The sequence below is a fragment of the Saccharopolyspora sp. NPDC000995 genome (assembly GCF_053599315.1).
The window spans coordinates 72673-89856 of the sequence record NZ_JBSFLZ010000005.1 but is presented as its reverse complement, the minus strand read 5'-3'; the positions used below and the strand labels follow the sequence as shown (position 1 = coordinate 89856).

11 protein-coding genes are annotated in these 17184 nt (G+C 69.1%); 1 reads left to right on the top strand and 10 read right to left on the bottom strand.

Annotated elements, in window-relative coordinates; all coding sequences use genetic code 11:
* Window positions 1-20: 20 nt before the first annotated feature.
* The 5 genes from rpsJ to rpsL all read right to left on the bottom strand — a co-directional run bounded on the left by rpsJ (window position 21) and on the right by rpsL (window position 5380).
* Window positions 21-326, bottom strand: coding sequence for a 30S ribosomal protein S10 (rpsJ, locus tag ACWDKQ_RS03650; protein WP_450137203.1), 306 nt, complete (start codon window positions 324-326; stop codon window positions 21-23).
* A 594-nt stretch (window positions 327-920) separates the two neighbouring features.
* Window positions 921-2114, bottom strand: coding sequence for an elongation factor Tu (gene tuf / locus ACWDKQ_RS03645; RefSeq protein ID WP_450137202.1), 1194 nt, complete (start codon window positions 2112-2114; stop codon window positions 921-923).
* Window positions 2115-2334: 220 nt separating this feature from the next.
* Window positions 2335-4437 carry an elongation factor G gene (fusA, locus tag ACWDKQ_RS03640; protein ID WP_450137201.1) on the bottom strand — a complete coding sequence of 701 codons (2103 nt, stop codon included), beginning with the start codon at window positions 4435-4437 and terminating at the stop codon, window positions 2335-2337.
* A gap of 98 nt (window positions 4438-4535) precedes the next feature.
* Window positions 4536-5006 (bottom strand): 30S ribosomal protein S7, encoded by a 471-nt coding sequence (rpsG, locus tag ACWDKQ_RS03635; protein WP_010315434.1) that lies wholly within the window; start codon window positions 5004-5006, stop codon window positions 4536-4538.
* Window positions 5006-5380 (bottom strand): 30S ribosomal protein S12, encoded by a 375-nt coding sequence (gene rpsL, locus ACWDKQ_RS03630; RefSeq protein WP_009948619.1) that lies wholly within the window; start codon window positions 5378-5380, stop codon window positions 5006-5008. The genes rpsG and rpsL overlap by 1 nt, the downstream gene beginning before the upstream one ends.
* Window positions 5381-5929: 549 nt before the next feature.
* On the opposite strand from rpsL, the gene ACWDKQ_RS03625 reads away from it, so the two are divergent.
* The gene (locus ACWDKQ_RS03625) at window positions 5930-6115 is read left to right on the top strand and encodes a hypothetical protein (RefSeq protein WP_450137200.1); all 186 of its coding nucleotides are present in this window, start codon (window positions 5930-5932) and stop codon (window positions 6113-6115) included.
* A gap of 127 nt (window positions 6116-6242) precedes the next feature.
* Here ACWDKQ_RS03625 and ACWDKQ_RS03620 read toward each other — a convergent pair whose 3' ends face one another.
* The 5 genes from ACWDKQ_RS03620 to ACWDKQ_RS03600 form a co-directional block, all read right to left on the bottom strand.
* Window positions 6243-7886, bottom strand: coding sequence for a TNT domain-containing protein (locus ACWDKQ_RS03620; RefSeq protein ID WP_450137199.1), 1644 nt, complete (start codon window positions 7884-7886; stop codon window positions 6243-6245).
* Complete coding sequence (locus tag ACWDKQ_RS03615) at window positions 7883-12106, bottom strand: ADP-ribosylglycohydrolase family protein (RefSeq protein WP_450137198.1); 4224 nt, start codon at window positions 12104-12106, stop codon at window positions 7883-7885. Before ACWDKQ_RS03615 ends, ACWDKQ_RS03620 begins: the two co-directional genes overlap by 4 nt.
* A gap of 19 nt (window positions 12107-12125) precedes the next feature.
* Complete coding sequence (locus tag ACWDKQ_RS03610; RefSeq protein ID WP_450137197.1) at window positions 12126-14192, bottom strand: type VII secretion system-associated protein; 2067 nt, start codon at window positions 14190-14192, stop codon at window positions 12126-12128.
* A 47-nt stretch (window positions 14193-14239) separates the two neighbouring features.
* A complete protein-coding gene (locus ACWDKQ_RS03605) occupies window positions 14240-14521 on the bottom strand; it encodes a hypothetical protein (RefSeq protein ID WP_450137196.1) in 282 nt (93 codons plus the stop codon).
* 163 nt (window positions 14522-14684) lie between these two features.
* Entirely contained in the window at window positions 14685-15953 is a 1269-nt protein-coding gene (locus ACWDKQ_RS03600) for an ADP-ribosylglycohydrolase family protein (protein ID WP_450137195.1), read from the bottom strand.
* Window positions 15954-17184 lie beyond the last annotated feature (1231 nt).

Here is a 17184-nt window from a genome sequence, read left to right as displayed (position 1 = left end):
CAGCTACCTCGTCGCCGCGCTTACTGGATGTTCACGTCGACGCTGGCCGGCAGGTCGATGCGCATCAACGCGTCAACCGTCTTCGGCGTCGGTTCGAGGATGTCGATGAGCCGCTTGTGCGTCCGCATCTCGAAGTGCTCCCGCGAGTCCTTGTACTTGTGCGGGGAGCGGATGACGCAGTAGACGTTCTTCTCCGTGGGCAGCGGCACCGGCCCGACGACCTGAGCGCCGGTGCGCGTCACGGTCTCGACGATCTTGCGCGCGGACGCGTCGATCGCCTCGTGGTCGTAGGCCTTGAGCCGGATGCGGATCTTCTGTCCCGCCATAGTGGCTTGCCGTTCCTCTAGTCTCGTGCCGCGGTTTCGTCTTGGGTGCGGGTGCACCGCACCTTCGCGGGCGGTGGTGCCCCACGCGGCCTCAGCCTTGTGTCGTCCCGATGCACGGGAGGCGCCACAGCTCTCAGTCCGCCCCTGTTCAGGTATCTGGTGCCCGGTACCCGCGGTCGGGCGTGTCGCCCGGCTACCGCATACTGGTCCCCGCGAACGTCGCCGACGGGGTGGGCCTTGCGGCCCGTACACCTTCTTGTGCCCTGTTCGGCACACCACCGGGAATCCGGCGGCATCAGCACCGTCTGAGAACAGTCCTGAACCGGAACAAGGGCGCGAGGCCCTCGCAGCAAGGCGGCCGGAGCTTCGAACTTTTCGACTTCGGTCAGTTCAAAACCCGGCCGCCCTGAACGAGCAACCCCTACAGCATGACATACCCATTTATCCAGCCCAAACCGGGGTGGGGTTACGGGGAGAACTGTTGCCGGGCGCACTTCGCTGAGGCGGTTCCGGCGGACGAAACCCTCGGCGGTTGTCATCGAAAAGCAAGAGGACCCGCCCCCGAAGGTGGTTCGGGGGCGGGCCCTCGTCACGTCACTTGAGAATCTTGGTGACGCGACCGGCGCCGACGGTGCGGCCACCCTCGCGGATCGCGAAGCGCAGACCTTCGTCCATCGCGATCGGCTGGATCAGGGCGACCGTCATCTCGGTGTTGTCGCCCGGCATGACCATCTCGGTGCCCTCGGGGAGGGTCACCACACCGGTCACGTCGGTGGTGCGGAAGTAGAACTGCGGCCGGTAGTTGTTGAAGAACGGCGTGTGCCGGCCACCTTCGTCCTTGGACAGGATGTACACCTGAGCCTCGAAGTCGGTGTGCGGGGTGGTGGTGCCGGGCTTCACGACGACCATGCCGCGCTCGACCTCTTCGCGCTTGATACCGCGAATCAGCAGACCGACGTTGTCACCCGCCTGCCCCTCGTCGAGCAGCTTGCGGAACATCTCGACACCGGTGACGGTGGTCTTGATCGGCTTCTCCTTGATGCCGACCATCTCCACCTCCTCGTTCACCTTGACGACACCGCGCTCGATGCGGCCGGTGACCACGGTGCCGCGGCCGGTGATGGAGAAGACGTCCTCGATCGGCATCAGGAACGGCTTCTCGATCTCGCGGACCGGGTCCGGGACGTTCTCGTCCACCGCGTCCATCAGCTCGACGATCTTGGCGCCCCACTCGGCGTCGCCCTCCAGCGCCTTCAGCGCGGAAACGCGGACCACCGGCACGTCGTCACCCGGGAACTCCTGGGCCGACAGCAGCTCGCGGACCTCCATCTCGACGAGCTCGAGGATTTCCTCGTCATCGACCATGTCGGCCTTGTTCAGCGCGACCAGGATGTAGGGCACACCGACCTGGCGGGCCAGCAGCACGTGCTCGCGGGTCTGCGGCATCGGGCCGTCGGTCGCCGCGACCACCAGGATCGCGCCGTCCATCTGCGCGGCACCGGTGATCATGTTCTTCACGTAGTCAGCGTGACCCGGGGCGTCCACGTGGGCGTAGTGGCGCTTCTCGGTCTGGTACTCGACGTGCGCGATCTGGATGGTGATGCCGCGCTCGCGCTCCTCCGGCGCCTTGTCGATCTCGTCGAACGGCGTGAAGGGGTTCAGCTCCGGGTACTTGTCGTGCAGAACCTTGGTGATGGCCGCGGTGAGCGTGGTCTTGCCGTGGTCAACGTGACCAATGGTCCCGATGTTGACGTGCGGCTTGTCCCTCTCGAACTTCGCCTTAGCCACTGGATTGTCCTCCTGGACTTGTTAACTTTCCGCCGTACGACTTGTTGTGCCAGGCGGAGTCCTGTCGGGTAGGTGACGAGCGGGCCCCCGATCCCGGAAGAACACTGTCCTTTCGGGGTGGCGGCCCGTCCGCCGCCGAACTGGAGGGGATTGCTCCCCGGTCGCCTTCGCGAGGCGTTGCCTCCCGCTCGGTCCCGGCTGGCCGCGACCGAGCAGCGGGTCACTCGCCCGTTGCCTTGGCGATGATCTCCTTAGCCACGTTCGCCGGAACCTCGGCGTAGGAGTCGAACACCATCGAGTAGTTGGCACGACCCTGGGTCTTGGACCGCAGGTCGCCGACATACCCGAACATCTCCGACAGCGGCACGAGAGCCTTGACGACGCGGGTACCGCTGCGCTCCTCCATGGCCTGGATCTGGCCACGGCGGGAGTTCAGGTCGCCGATGACATCGCCCATGTAGTCCTCGGGCGTGGTCACCTCGACCGCCATCATCGGTTCGAGCAGCGCCGGGGAGGCCTTCGCAGCGGCCTCCTTCAGCGCCATCGAACCCGCGACCTTGAACGCCATTTCCGACGAGTCGACCTCGTGGTACTGGCCGTCGAGCAAGGTCACCTTCACGCCGACCAGCGGGTAGCCGGCCAGCACGCCGTACTGCATCGCGTCCTGCGCGCCCTGATCCACCGACGGGATGTACTCCCGCGGGATGCGCCCACCGGTGACCTTGTTCGCGAACTCGTAGGTCGCGCTCTCGGACGTCTGCTCGATCGGCGACAGGCCGATGATCACGCGCGCGAACTGACCGGAACCACCGGTCTGCTTCTTGTGCGTGTACTCGTACTTGTCGATCGACTTGCGAATCGTCTCGCGGTAGGCCACCTGCGGCTTGCCGATGTTGGCCTCGACCTTGAAGTCGGTCCTCATCCGGTTGACGAGCACCTCGAGGTGCAGCTCGCCCATGCCCTTGATGATGGTCTGACCAGTTTCCTCGTCCAGCTTGACCTGGAACGTGGGGTCTTCCTCGGCGAGCTTCTGGATCGCCGTGGACAGCTTCTCCTGGTCGGCCTTCGTCTTGGGCTCGATGGCCACCTCGATGACCGGTGCCGGGAAGGTCATCGACTCCAGCACGATCGGGTTCGCCGGGTCGCAGAGCGTGTCACCGGTGGTGGTGTCCTTCAGGCCGATCACCGCGTAGATGTGGCCCGCCTGGATTTCGTCGACCGGGTTCTCCTTGTTGGAGTGCATCTGGAACATCTTCCCGATGCGCTCCTTGCGCTCCTTGGTCGAGTTGATGACCTGGGTGCCCGCGGAGACCTTGCCCGAGTAGACCCGGACGTAGGTGAGCTTGCCGAAGAACGGGTGCACGGCGATCTTGGACACCAGCGCGGCGAACGGCTCGTCGGTGCTGGGCTTGCGCTCGGCCGGGGTCACACCGTCGGGCAGCAGGCCCTGCACCGGCGGGACGTCCAGCGGCGAGGGCAGGTAGTCCACCACCGCGTCCAGCATCGGCTGGACACCCTTGTTCTTGAACGCAGTACCGCAGAGCACCGGGAACGCCTCGCGGCTGTTGGTCAGCTTGCGGATGCCGCTCTTGATCTGCTCCTCGGTCAGCTCCTCGCCACCGAAGTAGGCCTCCATCAGAGCCTCGTCGGACTCCGCGACGGCCTCGATCAGCTTCTCGCGGTATTCCGCGGCCTGCTCGGCGAGGTCGGCCGGGATGTCCTCGACCTCGTAGTCCTCACCCTTCTTGACCTCGCCGCGCCAGGTCAGGGCCTTCATCCGGACCAGGTCGACGACGCCCTGGAAGTCAGACTCGGCGCCGATCGGCAGCTGTAGCACCAGCGGCCGGGCGTGGAGGCGTTCCTCGATCGTCCGAACCGTGTAGTAGAAGTCCGCGCCCAGCTTGTCCATCTTGTTGACGAAGCAGATGCGCGGGACGTCGTACTTGTCCGCCTGACGCCAGACCTGCTCGGACTGCGGTTCGACACCTTCCTTACCGTCGAACACCGCGACCGCGCCGTCCAGGACGCGCAGCGACCGCTCCACCTCGACCGTGAAGTCGACGTGGCCCGGGGTGTCGATGATGTTGATCTGGGTGTCGCCCCAGAAGGTCGTGGTAGCAGCCGAGGTAATGGTGATACCCCGCTTCTGCTCCTCTTCCATCCAGTCCATCGTTGCGGCGCCGTCGTGCACCTCGCCGATCTTGTACGTGATCCCCGTGTAGTAGAGGATCCGCTCGGTCGTGGTGGTCTTGCCCGCATCGATGTGGGCCATGATGCCGATGTTGCGGACCTTGGTCAGGTCTGTCAGCACGTCGCGTGCCACGAGTTTCTTCCCCGTTCCCTATCAGCTGGTGCAACGTCCTTAGACAGGTGCAAAGCTGTCGAATCGGTGCGCCGAGGCGGGCAAGAGCCGACCCGACGTCACCAGCGGTAGTGCGCGAAGGCCTTGTTGGACTCCGCCATCTTGTGCGTGTCTTCACGCTTCTTGACGCTCGCGCCGAGACCGTTGCTCGCGTCCAGCAGCTCGTTCATCAGGCGCTCGACCATGGTCTTCTCGCGGCGCTGCCGGGAGTAACCGACGAGCCAGCGCAGCGCGAGGGTCGTCGAGCGGCCAGCGCGCACCTCGATCGGGACCTGGTAGGTCGCGCCACCAACGCGGCGGCTGCGGACCTCCAGGGTCGGCTTCACATTGTCGAGGGCGCGCTTGAGCGTGACGACCGGGTCGGTGCCGGTCTTCTCCCGGCAGCCTTCCAGCGCCGCGTAAACGATCCGCTCGGCCAGCGAGCGCTTGCCGTCCACGAGGACCTTGTTCACCAGCTGCGTGACCAGCGGCGCACCGTACACGGGGTCGGCGTGCAGCGGCCGCTTCGGGGCCGGACCCTTGCGGGGCATCAGCTCTTCTCCTTCTTCGCGCCGTACCGGCTGCGAGCCTGCTTACGGTTCTTCACACCCTGGGTGTCAGCGGAACCGCGGATGATCTTGTAGCGCACGCCGGGGAGGTCCTTCACACGGCCGCCACGAACGAGCACGATCGAGTGCTCCTGCAGGTTGTGGCCCTCGCCCGGGATGTAGGCCGTGACCTCGATGCCGCTGGTCAGCTTGACACGAGCGACCTTGCGCAGTGCCGAGTTGGGCTTCTTCGGGGTGGTCGTGTACACGCGGGTGCACACGCCACGCCGCTGCGGGCTCCCCTTGAGCGCCGCGGTCTTGGTCTTCGCGACCTTGTCCTGGCGGCCCTTACGGACCAGCTGCTGGATGGTGGGCATGGACCGGCTTTCTGTCAGCGTTCGCGTCTTCTGGTACTCGACCAAGCGGCCGCTCGTTCGAGCTTCGGCGTGCCCTGGCGTCGAGCACCTGTCAGGCACTGTGTTTCCGGACTCCTCCCGCACCACGAGGTCGGGCGTGTCGCCCACTCCCCGGCCTTTCGGCGCCGATGCGCCCCAATGGGAATGACCCCAGAGGGTTGTCGAGAGGAGTTCCACACATCCTCGGCGCTGGCGCGGTCTCAACCAGCGGCTGGCGACCACGTCATGCACGGGCATGCGGATCGACCCGATGGTGTTCGGGTCCGATAAACAAAGATACCTGCCCCGTTCTCAGAGGGTCAAAACGGGGTCCCCCTTGACCTGCTCGATCACCCGGCGCTGCGGTGGCGCCCATCTCCTGGGTGCGAGCTCACGTCTCCCTCGTCTGACACTCTACCCACGGCGACAAGACCTTCCCGCCCGGCGAGATGGATCACATCGGGTGACCCCTGGTGGGCATCACGACGACCCACCGGGCTCGGCCGATCGGCCGCCGGATCCTGGCACAGGATGCGGCCGTGGTCGTGGCGCAACGAGCGGATCAGCGTCCGGCCCACTTCCGCCCCTGCGGCGTTGGCCGAGCCCGGACCGACCAGCGAATCGGAAGCGTCGAATGCGGTGCTCGGCGCACGCTCGCCGGACGCGACCGGTGCTCGCAACGGGCTGGACGCGGAATCCGAGCTCGACGTTTGCTGAGAAGGGCGTCGCACACCTCTGCCAATGCAGTCTGCTGCTGTGCCGCCCCCGAAGATCACGATGCCGGCGCGTACCGGTTCTGCTCCGCGGTGTGACTGGCGTCTCCGGACAACGCGAGTCGGCCGGCTCAGACCTCGGCGAGCACACCCTCCGCGACCAGCGACTGGACATCGGCCGGGAGGACGAAGGCGGTGCCGCCGCCGACCTGCCCGAAGTCCGGCTTAGCCACCCCGGAGACCGCCCGGAGCACGGTGACCACCCGGTACCGGCGGTACTCCCCGGCCGGCTGCTGCGGCGGGGCGGACCGCTGCGGCAGCGTTGTGCCCGCGACGAAGACCGTGTTGCCCGCCGGGTTGCCGAACCGGTCGACCTCGTCGCCCGCGCGCAGTTCGACGAGGAACTTGTCGTCGTAGGCATCCAGCGGCGGCTCGCCGGGCAGCGGCCGGATCGGGCACTCGAAGTCGGCCAGCGGCTCGTCGGGCGCGCGCAGGAACAGGTCGCGGGTCAGCGCCATCGCGCCGACCAGTTGCGCGGCGGCGCCGAACGGCTCCGGGAACCGGGACTTGTTCTTGACCTCGCCGTTGTCGACGCAGAACACCGACCACCAGCCGTCGAGCTCGCGGAGCATGGCCCAGCCGCCCTCGACAGGCTGCTCGAAGCTGTAGAACCGGCGGCTCATGCCCATCGCGCCGATGATCGCCCCGGCCAGCTCGATCGCCTCGGCCGCCGGGACGTTCTCCAGGGTGTCGGCGTCGGCGCCCAGCACCAGCGCCTTCGCCTCCGCCGCGGCGCGCTCGGCCACGGCGTCCGGCGGCCGGTGGCCGGTGCGCCGGATGTGTTCGAGGAAGTCGCGTGGCGGCGCAATGTCGTGCGCCTCCAGGTAGTAGGCCATCGCCAGCGGCCACACCCAGACGCCGTCGGTGTGGAACTGCTTCGGCACCTCCGGCGGACGCTGCGGGTCCACCTCATCCGGCGAGGTGCCGGGGGCCGACAGGAGGATCTCGCCGCCGAAGAGGTAGTCGAGGACCATCTGCTTCTCCGCCCACGGCAGCGCGGGCCGATGCGCCACCGGGCGGTCGTCGGCGTCGCGGCCGTCGAAGACCTGGACCATCCGCACCGGGCCGGGCTGATCGGAGTTGCCTCGGTTGTTCACGTGGTGCTGCCACGCGGCTTCGAGCAGCCAGTCCGGTGCGGTCGTGCAAGGGAAGAAGCGCAACTCGTCGTAGCAAGCGCGGAGGTCCGCGCCTGCGCGGGTCCACTGTGGTGCGTCGTGCCCGGTCCGGTAATCGGCGCCGTCGCCGCTGATGGTGAGGCGCGCGGAGGTCCACGCGCCGGTCTCCGGGCGGTACTCGACGTCGCGCAACCGGCGCAGCACGTCGACGACCTCCTGCGCGGGGATCCACTGGTGTTCTTCGTCGGTGGTCACCGTCGCGGTGATCTCGATCCGGGTGCCCAGGGCCGTGCAGTTCACCCGGACCTCTCGGCAGCCTTCCGGCAGCGCGGCGGCGACCGCGTCCTGCAGCGCACCGACCAGTTCCCGCTGCAGCGCCGACCGATCCGGCACCTGGCCGAAGGCCGCGGGCGCCGGGAACTGCGGCCGCACCGGACGCGCGTCATCCTCCTGGTCGAAGAACACCGCGGTCACCTGCTCGACCGGGATCGGGTCCGGGCTGCCATCGACCCGCACCGCGCCGTCAAGCAACTCGGTCATCAACCGCGACACGCCATCGACCGCGCAGTGCGTGCCCCAGATGTGGGTCCCGAGGATCACTTATCTTCCCCCTCGAACGTTTCGGCGTGGACGGGACCGCTGATGCGCCGGGGCGCGGGCTTGGGCGCCGGGAACTCGGCGACGGGCAGCGCGGGTACTGGCACGGCCGACCACTGCGGACGGACCGGGTAGCGCTCGTTCCAGTCCTCGTCGGACGGCGGCTCGATGGCGGCCGGGCCCGGCTGGAACGCACCCCGGCCGAACTCTGCGGCGCAGTCCAGCGCCATCTGCTCGATGACGTCGCGCAGTTCCAGCTCGGCCAGCCAGTCGACCGGCAGCGCACTGACGCCGAGCAGCGCGCCGACGATGTTCCCGCAGATCGCGCCGGTGGAGTCGCTGTCCCCGTCGTGGTGCACGGCGATCCGCAGCGCGAACTCGACGTCCTCGCCACCGACCAGCGCCGCGCACACGGCGATGGCCAGCGCCTCCTCGCCGACCCAGCCGCCGCCGAGGGTTTCGGCGACCTGCTGCGGCGTCGGCACGCCCGCTTCGGCCAGCGCCACGGCGGCCTTCAGCATCGCGCTGGTCTCCTGATGGTCCTCCCAGGTCTCCAGGACCTGCAGGGCCAGCCACACCCCGTCGTCGAGGCCGCGGCCGAGCAGCGCCTGCTGGACGATCACCGCGAGCGCGCCGGCGGACTGGTAGCCGGCGGGGTGGCTGTGGGTCAGCGCGGCGGTGCGGGCCGCCAGCCGGAACACCTCGGCCGGGTCGGTGGAGCACAGCGCGACCGGGGCGGCGCGCATCACGCCGCCGCAGCCCTTGGAGTCGTTGATCTTCTCGGTGAACGAGCCGGCCGGGTGGCCGTCGCCGAACCGGGCCAGCGCACGCCACACGGTCTTACCGGGGGCGCGGGTCTTGAACAGGCCGGGCACCTCGATCAGCCAGCCGTCCGGCGCGAGGTAGTCGCCAAGGAACCGCCCGGCGGCAGCTTCCCAGTCGACGCCCTGGGTATGCAGCCAGCGCTGGTAGGCGAGTTGCACCTCGGGCAGCGGGTCCTCGGAGCCGAGCATCCGGTTGGCGACGCTGCCGCGGATCACGCCTTCGGCGGTGAACAGCGTCATCTGTGTGTCGTCGGTGATCGCGCCGTGCACCCCGTACGCCTCGCGCAGCCCGCTCGGGCCGTCGGGCCCGAAGCGCTTGGAAATCTCCTCGGCGCTGATGAACTCCAGGTCGGAGCCGAGGGCGTCGCCGAGCGCTCCGCCGAGGAAGCAACCCAGCACCCGCTCGGTGAGGGACGGAGCGCTGTCGTCGGGGCGGTCGGCCTTGGCGTGCCCGCCGCGAACGATCGGCGGCACCGCCGGCACCGCTTCCGGAAACTTCGGCGCTGCGTCGGCGGATTCGCCCTGCTGGAGTTCGGCGTCCGACCGCACGGATCGGGCGACCTCGGTCGGCTCGACCTCCCCCGCTCCAGTCGGCTCGGCTGCCTTTGACGAGGCAATGGCCCCCGACAGGATGTGGTGCCCGACGTCAGCAGCGCCCGTGGGTCCGGCCGCGACGGCCTCGGCTGCCTCCACCGGCTCGGCTTCTTCCGCGACTGCCGCTAGCGGGTCAACGCGGCGAGCGATGTGATCGACGCTCGACGGTCCTGCGCTCCGGGTCCCCGGCTTGGCTTCAACGGTGGCCGACTCTGGCGAGCCGACATCAGCACTCCCCGGCGCGACGCGGTCCGCGACGACGTCGTCATCGACATCCGACAGCCGGGACTCCGCGTCCGCATCCTCCACGCGCTTATCAGCACTCGGTCGCTGGACCGCCGCCGGCTCGATCTCAGCGGCATCCGCAAGCTCGACCGCCGCGTCGATGTCCTCCGGCGCGGTCTCCGCAGTCGGCAGGACCGCTCCGTCCACCTTCGGCAACGCGGCGAGCGCGTCTGCTTCCGGCGGGACCGATCCGGCGGCTTCCGGCCAGTACTCCTCGGCAGTGATGTGTGTCGGTGCGTCGGATACGACCTGGTCCACCGCGGCTTCGAGCTCGTCGGGGGCCGTCTCGAACTCGGTTGATTCGAGGTCGATCGGGGCGCGCGCGGGCGGCTGCATGTCGACCGGCTCTCGCTCCGGCGTCGGCTGCCCAGCGACGGGCGGCTCGGCGTCGAGCGGATCTTCGGCGGCAGGAGCCGGGACGACGTCCTCCGCAACGAGTCCCTGCGGCACAGACATCTCCGGCTCGGCGACCGCCTCTTCGACCGCCCTGCCGGCGACCTCCGGGAACTCCTCGGACGCGGCGTTTCTTGGTTCGTCGGCAGCGCGCTCCGGTTCGGCAGCTTCGGCCGCAGCGCCACCAGCCGCGATCTCCACCGGCTCCGCGGGTTCTGCGATCGCTGCTTCACGCTCTGCGAACTCCTCGGACGCCGCGATCTCGGCCTCACCGGCGACGCGCTCCGCTGAGTCCGGTTCGGCGGCCGAGTCCTCGGGCGCCCCAGTCGCTGCTTCGGCTTCGTCGTCGGCAGGTCGCGACGCGAATGCCGTAGCGGCGGCGATGTCGTCGGCCTCCGGCACGACGATCGGCGTGAAATCGCGCTCAGCCGCTGCGGAAACGGCCTGCGGCCACTCCTCGGAAATCAGCGGCTCGCGCTCTTCGACCAATCCCGAGCGGGCATGGTCCCGAGGCACAACCGGTGTCGGCCGGGCTTCGTCCCGGTGCTTGGCCGGCGCCGTGAATCCCTGGGCCCGAGCCGCGACCTCGTTCGCCGCGCGGGGGGCGGCAAGCGGCGGGAAGGCCGCTATCTGCGGCTCCCGTTCGAACTGCTCCGGGGCGACCGCATCCGCAGGAGCGTCGATCGTCGGGAATAGCGCGGTGGTTTCGACCGGTGCTTCGGCCGACAGCAGGCGCGGCACCGGGATCGGCCCGGTGCTCGACGGGTCGGTCACCGCGAATTCCACCGGATCCGCCGGGGTTTCAACCCGGGCCGCCGGGAACGTCGGTGCCCCGATGTTCTCCGCGCGCGCGCTCTGCGCCGGCATGCCCTGCGGGGGCATGTCGGTAGCATCCGACGATGCCGTGATCGCCGGCATGATCATGGTCTGATCGGCGGAGCCTTCGACGGTGTTCGGCGAGCCGCCGGCGAGTTCTTGGGGGGCGGCGAGCCGCCGCGGGTTCGGCGAGTACCGCTGCGCCCACTGCGGCGGCGGTGGCGGCGCGAAGGCTTCGGTGGCGTCCGCGCAGAGGATCTCGATGATCTCGCGAAGTTCGAGTTCGCCCACCCACTGCGCGGGAATCCCACTCGGCCCGTAGATCGCTCCGGCGAGCTGCCCGGCCAGCGCACCGGTGACGGCGCTGTCGCTGGACTGGTTCACGGCGAGCCGCACCGCGTCGGCGAAGTTCCGGGTGCTGCCCACCGCGGCCAGCGCGATGCCGAGTTCGCCGGGCTTGTCCTCGGTGTCGAATTCGATGTCGATGTCCGATGGGGAGGGTCGGATGCCCCGCTGCCCGACGAACATCGCCGCGTGCACGGTCCGCCGGACATCGGCGGGAACCTCGCGGACCTGGTAGGCGCTGCCGAGCCGGTTGCGGTCGGATGCGGTCACGGCGTCCCACAACGGCACCCCGCGGATCAGCTGCGCCAGCACGTCGCCGTGCATGCCGGCCGCGCTGATCGTGTTCGGGGCGGAGGTGAACAGGTTCGCGGTCGAAGCGCCGGTCGAGTACACGGCCTCCGGCACGTTCGACCACACCATGGCCGGCGCCGCCCAGGCCACGCAGTCCGCCAAACCGTCCGCACCGGTCGGGGGTCGGAGCAGGCCGTCGGCGCCCAGCGGGGACCGCCGGGCCATCCGACCGAGTAGGGCGATCGCCGCCCCGTCCGGGTTGCGGGTCGAGTACAGCTCCGGCCGTTCAAGCAACCAGCTGGTGGGCGCGGGTTCTGCCGACAGGTAGGTCGACATCGCGTAATCCCACGGAACACCCTGGGTGTACAGCCAGCGCAGGTAGTTGGTGAAGACGAACTCCGTGGGCAACCAGCCGCTGCCGCCGGGGTTGGCGGCCTTCGCGCGCAGCAGGGCTTCCAGGGTGAACACGGTGAGCTGGGTCAGATCGGTGACCGCGCCGCGCCGCCCGTACACGGGCAGGTAGTCGACGACGCCTTGCGGCCCGAACCACTGCTGGATCTCGGCGGTGCTCGTGCCCCGCACGCCAGCCCCGAGCGCGTCGCCGACGGCCCCGCCGAGCATGGCGCCACGGAAACGTTTCGCCCACGACAGCTGCGGTGGTTGGGCGTCGGTCATCGCGATGTCTCCCTCGTGGTCACCAGGCGGGGTACCGCCGGGTCCACCCCGGATCGGTCGGCGGCCCGGGGCTGAACTCGACCAGCGCATCCTTGGCCAGCGTCTCGACGAGCTCGCGCAGCTCCAGGGACGCGAGCCACTCCGGTGGAACGGCCCGTGCCCCGTGAAGCGCCCCAGCAATGTTGCCGCACACGATCCCCGTGGAATCGGAGTCCCCCGAGTGGTTCACGGACAGCAACAAGGCGTCCCGAAGGTTATCCGTGGCCAGCACGGCGTAAAGCCCGATCGCGAGAGCTTCTTCCCCGACCCAGCCCTGACCGAGTGTGTCCTTGATCTCCTCGGGAGTGACGGCGCCCTTCTCGGCGAGCTCGACGGCGGCGTCGAGGATCTGCAACTGCTCCTCGTGCCCCCGCCACCTGAGCAGCAGATCCCGCGCCATCCGAACGCTTTCCGGCAACGGCACGTCGCGGATGAGCTGGTGAACGATCACCGCGAGCACTCCGGCGGAGAGGTAGCCGCTGGGGTGGCTGTGCGTCAGTGCAGCGGTGCCGACCGCGGCGTAGAAGACCTCGGCAGGATCGTTGGACCACACCGCGACCGGGGCGGCGCGCATGACAGCGCCGCAGCCCTTGGAGTCGTTGATCTTGAACTGCGGGTTGGCGTGCTGATGCGTCTGCGCGAACTTGGCGAGGGCGGACATGCAGGTGCTACCCGGAGCCCTCAGGCTGAACAGCTCGGGTCGCGTGATCAACCACCCGTCGGGCTGCTGCAGATGCCGCGCATAGGGGCCACCTGCCTGCGCCCACGGCTGGTTCTGCGTGTGGAACCAGCGCTGATAAGCGTGCTGAACCTCGGGAACGGGATCGTTGTCGGTCGGATTGATCCGCCGAGCGACGTGAGCCCGGATGAGGCCCTCAAGGGTGAAGAGCATCATCTGCGTGTCATCGGAGATCTGGGCAACGCCATCCCGAAGCACCGCAGCGGTGAGCCCAGCAGCCCCGTGGTTCTGCCGAATCATCCCGATGTCGTGGAACTCAATGGCATACCCGAGCGCATCCCCCATCGCGCCAGCGAGCATCGACCCGATGAACCGCTCGTGCGGGTCGAGTGGTTTAACCGGCTTGGGGTGCCGCGGCGGGGCCGGAGCTGCATGCGGCTGCGCTTCGGGCTGCCCCTGGTTCTCGCCTGGCTGCTCCGCTTGCGATTCGAGCGCGGTCAGCAGGAGTGTCCCGGAGATGTGCGCTTGGTGGCGCGCACCCAGGTCGATGACGAGGTCGGCTTCGGCGAGCAACGGCTTGATAGCTGCGGTGCTGGCCTTGACGGCACCCTTCGCGAAGTCCGGCAAGTACTTGACGCTGGAGGCCGCGACGACCACCCGCTTCTCGCCGAGGGGGAACAGCGGCGCGGCACCGTCTTCCTCCACCACCAGGGCGAACTCGGACTGATTGACCACCGACACCAGCAACTCGTCCGCGACCTGGCCAGTCGCATGCAGGTGCAGGAACTTCTCGAGGCTGCTCTCGGGCTGCGGGAAGCCCAAGGTCACCGGCGAGGGCCTATACCCGGGGTTCGGCCGGTACCGGCCGGTGACCGTGCCGCTCTCGTCCACCCAGTACTCGCCGACGAAGCCGTACTCGGGGGTTTTATCCCGGGATTGCTCGCGGTACATGCGATCGGGGACGGCCAGCCAGGTGCTGGGCTTCTGCATCCCCTCGGTCCGCAACGCATCGGTGATCCCGGGCGCGGAGTGCTCAATGGCGCGCTCGCCGATCAACGTCAGGTCGTGCGCATCACCGCTGGTGACGATGTGCACGTTCCGCTCCTCGATCAACGGCAAGATCTGATACCCGTTGACGGGCGCAGTGCCGGGCGCGAAGTCCGGCACGGCGTCCTTGCCGGTGCAAACCCAGATCTGCTGCTTGGGCTGGTCCTTGATGTTGAACATCACGGGATCCGGCGAATCCGGCGAGCTGATCAGCAGCAGCCGCGCGACCAGGAACTCCCGGTAGACGTCCTCGATCGGCCCCTGCTGCCCCGCATACCGCTCGATCGCTTGCTCCAGCGCGGACAACTCCGGTCGCCCCATCTTCGCCTCCCCAGCAGAGCCCGATTCACCACTCCCACCCGAGTCTGTCAGTTCGCCACCCTCTCCTGAACTTCCACGCCGAGAGTCACCGCAGGACGCGGCAACCGCTCGCGGCCGTCAAACGGCGTCTCGGCGCTAGCGGGCCATTTCCGCAACACCGCCACGGCGCTGCGGAGGCAGTCGAAGAACGGCACTTCACGGATCTGCTGATGCAGGAGCACGGCCGAAGTCCCGATTGGGAGGTGGTCATCGGCACGGTGCGTCGACATCGCGATTTTGACGGCTGCGGAGAAGACTTCCGACGGGTCGTTGGACCACACGGCGGCCATCGCCGCTCGCGGCACCCCGCCGCCTCCGGCACCGCGGCCTTATGTGCCAGGCTGCGAACCGTTTCCAGCGAACGACTCCAACGCCGCAACGGTCGCCGAATCGGCAGCCCGAATGCCGAACAGGTCGACTCGTCTCCGCTCCGCTCGTCGGCTCTGCCGTACCTCACCACGCCGGATACCGGCGCAACCAGGCTTCGTCGGTCGGGGGACCCGGGCTGAACTCCACGAGCGCATCCTTGGCGAGCGTCTCGATCGCATCGCCGAGTACCAATGGAGCACGCAGGTCCGACGGAATCGCTTGCACACCGAAATCGGCACCGATGAGCATCCCGCTGATCGCCCCGACCACGGATCGGTGCTCCGTGTAGTTCATGGCCAGCAGAAGCGCTTCACGTACGTAGTCACTGGCCATTCCGATGTAGACCGCTATTTGCAGGTTCTCGCCCGACACCGGATCGAACTCGAAGGAATCCTCGCGCTTTCGGCCGAAGAGGTTGCTGAAGAAGCCGCGTTGGTGGGCTGCGTCGGCTTGGTGGCCGAAGCGGGTCCACTCCGGTTCGTGGCCCGGGGGTAGTGGGCTTTCGTGGACCTCCTTCGTGCCGTCCGGGCTGAAGCTGACCCACTCGCCCGGCTCGTCGAAGCGCGGTTGCGGCGTGCCGAAGGCGTCCGGGTGGAACTCCGCTCGGCTTCCGCTCGCGTACATGTTGCCGAAGTTGTCGACCCAGGCGTCCTTGTTGGGCGCGAGGACCTCTACGCCCAGTTCCTTCGACAGCTGTTGGGCGAAGTTCGGGGAGCCGTCTGGCAGGTCGGCGCCTGTTCGACAGGACAGCAGGCGCACCGGTGCGCCTTCCTTGTAGCCTGGGGCACCCTTGATGATCTCGGCGAGTTCCTCGGCCGAAAGCTGCTGGCCGTTGAACGTCACGCCGTCCGGGCTGCCATGCACTTCTACGGTGAACCTCTTCGGGTCCACCGATGGCCGCGGCATGCGCTGGGCGAAGTCCGCGCCGCCGTAGTAGCCCTGCCGCGAATGCCGAATCATTGAGAGGCCGGAACCCGTGTTGCGGATCCCAAGGCCCGTTCCGCCGAGCTTCGTGCGCAGCTCGCCGGAGATGTCCAGCTTCTCGTGCTCCCCGACGCCGTTGTTCCATCGGTGCTCAAACGGGTTTTCCGGCGCCCTTTCGGCGGCCATCGACTCCGGTGTGGAGCGCGGCGGGGATTGCGGGACCGGTTCCGGGGTGTGCGGCCGGTCCGGCTGGTGGTAGCCGAGCGACTCCGCGCGAATCCTGGCGTCCCCGGCCACCCGCTGCTGCCAGCCCGGACCCCAGTGTCGGAAACCCTCGCCCTTGACGTGCGCGAAGTTCTCGTGCTTGACGTCGGCCCACCTGCAACGGTCGGCGTCGGGGTGCCGGACCGCCGCCTGCGGGTGGTTCACCCGCGGCGCATCCACGCGCGGTAGGTCCGGACCGTGCGGCGTGCCGACGCGGGGCACGTCGGGGCCTTGCGGGGTCGTGTGCTGGCGCGAATTGGCCGGATCGTTGAGGCGGGATGGCGTTTCCGACTGCCGCTGGCGTGGCATCTCCGCCCTGTCGGTCCGTCCATTTCGGACAGGGCCGTCGGGGCCGGCCGGGCGATCCGGACCATTCGGCCGGGACGGAGCTTCCGGAGGCATCGGGCCGTCCGGCCGCGCCGGGGAATCGGGGCGCCCGGGGCCATTCGGCCAGGACGGGGCGTCAGGGCGTGCCGCGGCGTGGGGGCCGGTCGGGCGCGATGGAGCGCCTGGGTGCCCGGGGCCATCCGGGCGTGCGGGGCTGTTGGGGCGAGCCGAGCCAGTGGAACTGCCTGCGTGAGCGGGGCTGTTGGGGCGAGCCGGCGTGTCCGGCCGCACCGGCCCAAGTGCTCCGGGGCGGGTCGAACCGTGGGGACCAGCAGGACCGTTCGGCCGTGCCGGGGCATTCGGTCGCATCGAGGCGCTAGGGGAATCCGGCTGCATCGGGCCATTCGGGCCGTTCGGGTGTGCCGGAGCGTTCGGCCGCATCGGGGCGTCGGGACGTACGGGACCGTTCGGGCCCGCCGAACCGCTGGGATGCCCCGGCCCCTGCGGCCCTGCCAGGCCGCCCGGGCGGGCCGGTCCTCCCTGCCCTGCCGGGCCGTCGGCCCTCGCCGGCCCTTCGGGCCGTGCACCGCTTGGGCGGCTCGGTGCGTCCGGCTTCGTTGGTCCGCGGCTCGCCCGGGTGCCCTCCGGACCGCGTGGCCGCGGCGCCTCGGGGCTGCGCCCGCTGCGCATGCTCCGCCCGGCTGCGCCGGGGCTACCGGAGGTACCCGTCCATCCGCCGCCCGATCCCGGGCGTCGGCTTCCCGGTGCGGATGCCCCACCGGTTCCGCCTGGCGCACCCGAGCCTGCGCCGCCGACGGCTCCGCCGCCGGACCCGGGCTGATCGGGCCGTGCCGAGGGGACGTTGGGGGGCGAGGCGAGGAAGCCCGCTTCCGTCGGTCGAGGCGGCGCGTCGACGCTGGCCGTCGACGTGTTCGCCGGAGTGCTCGGCGGGCGGTTGGCAACATCCGGGCCGTGCGAACCCGAAGCGCCGAATCCGCCGCTGGTAGGCGCCGGTCCGCCGCCTTGGCCGAAGTCACCACTGCCGGGGGCCGGTCCGCTGCCCGGACCG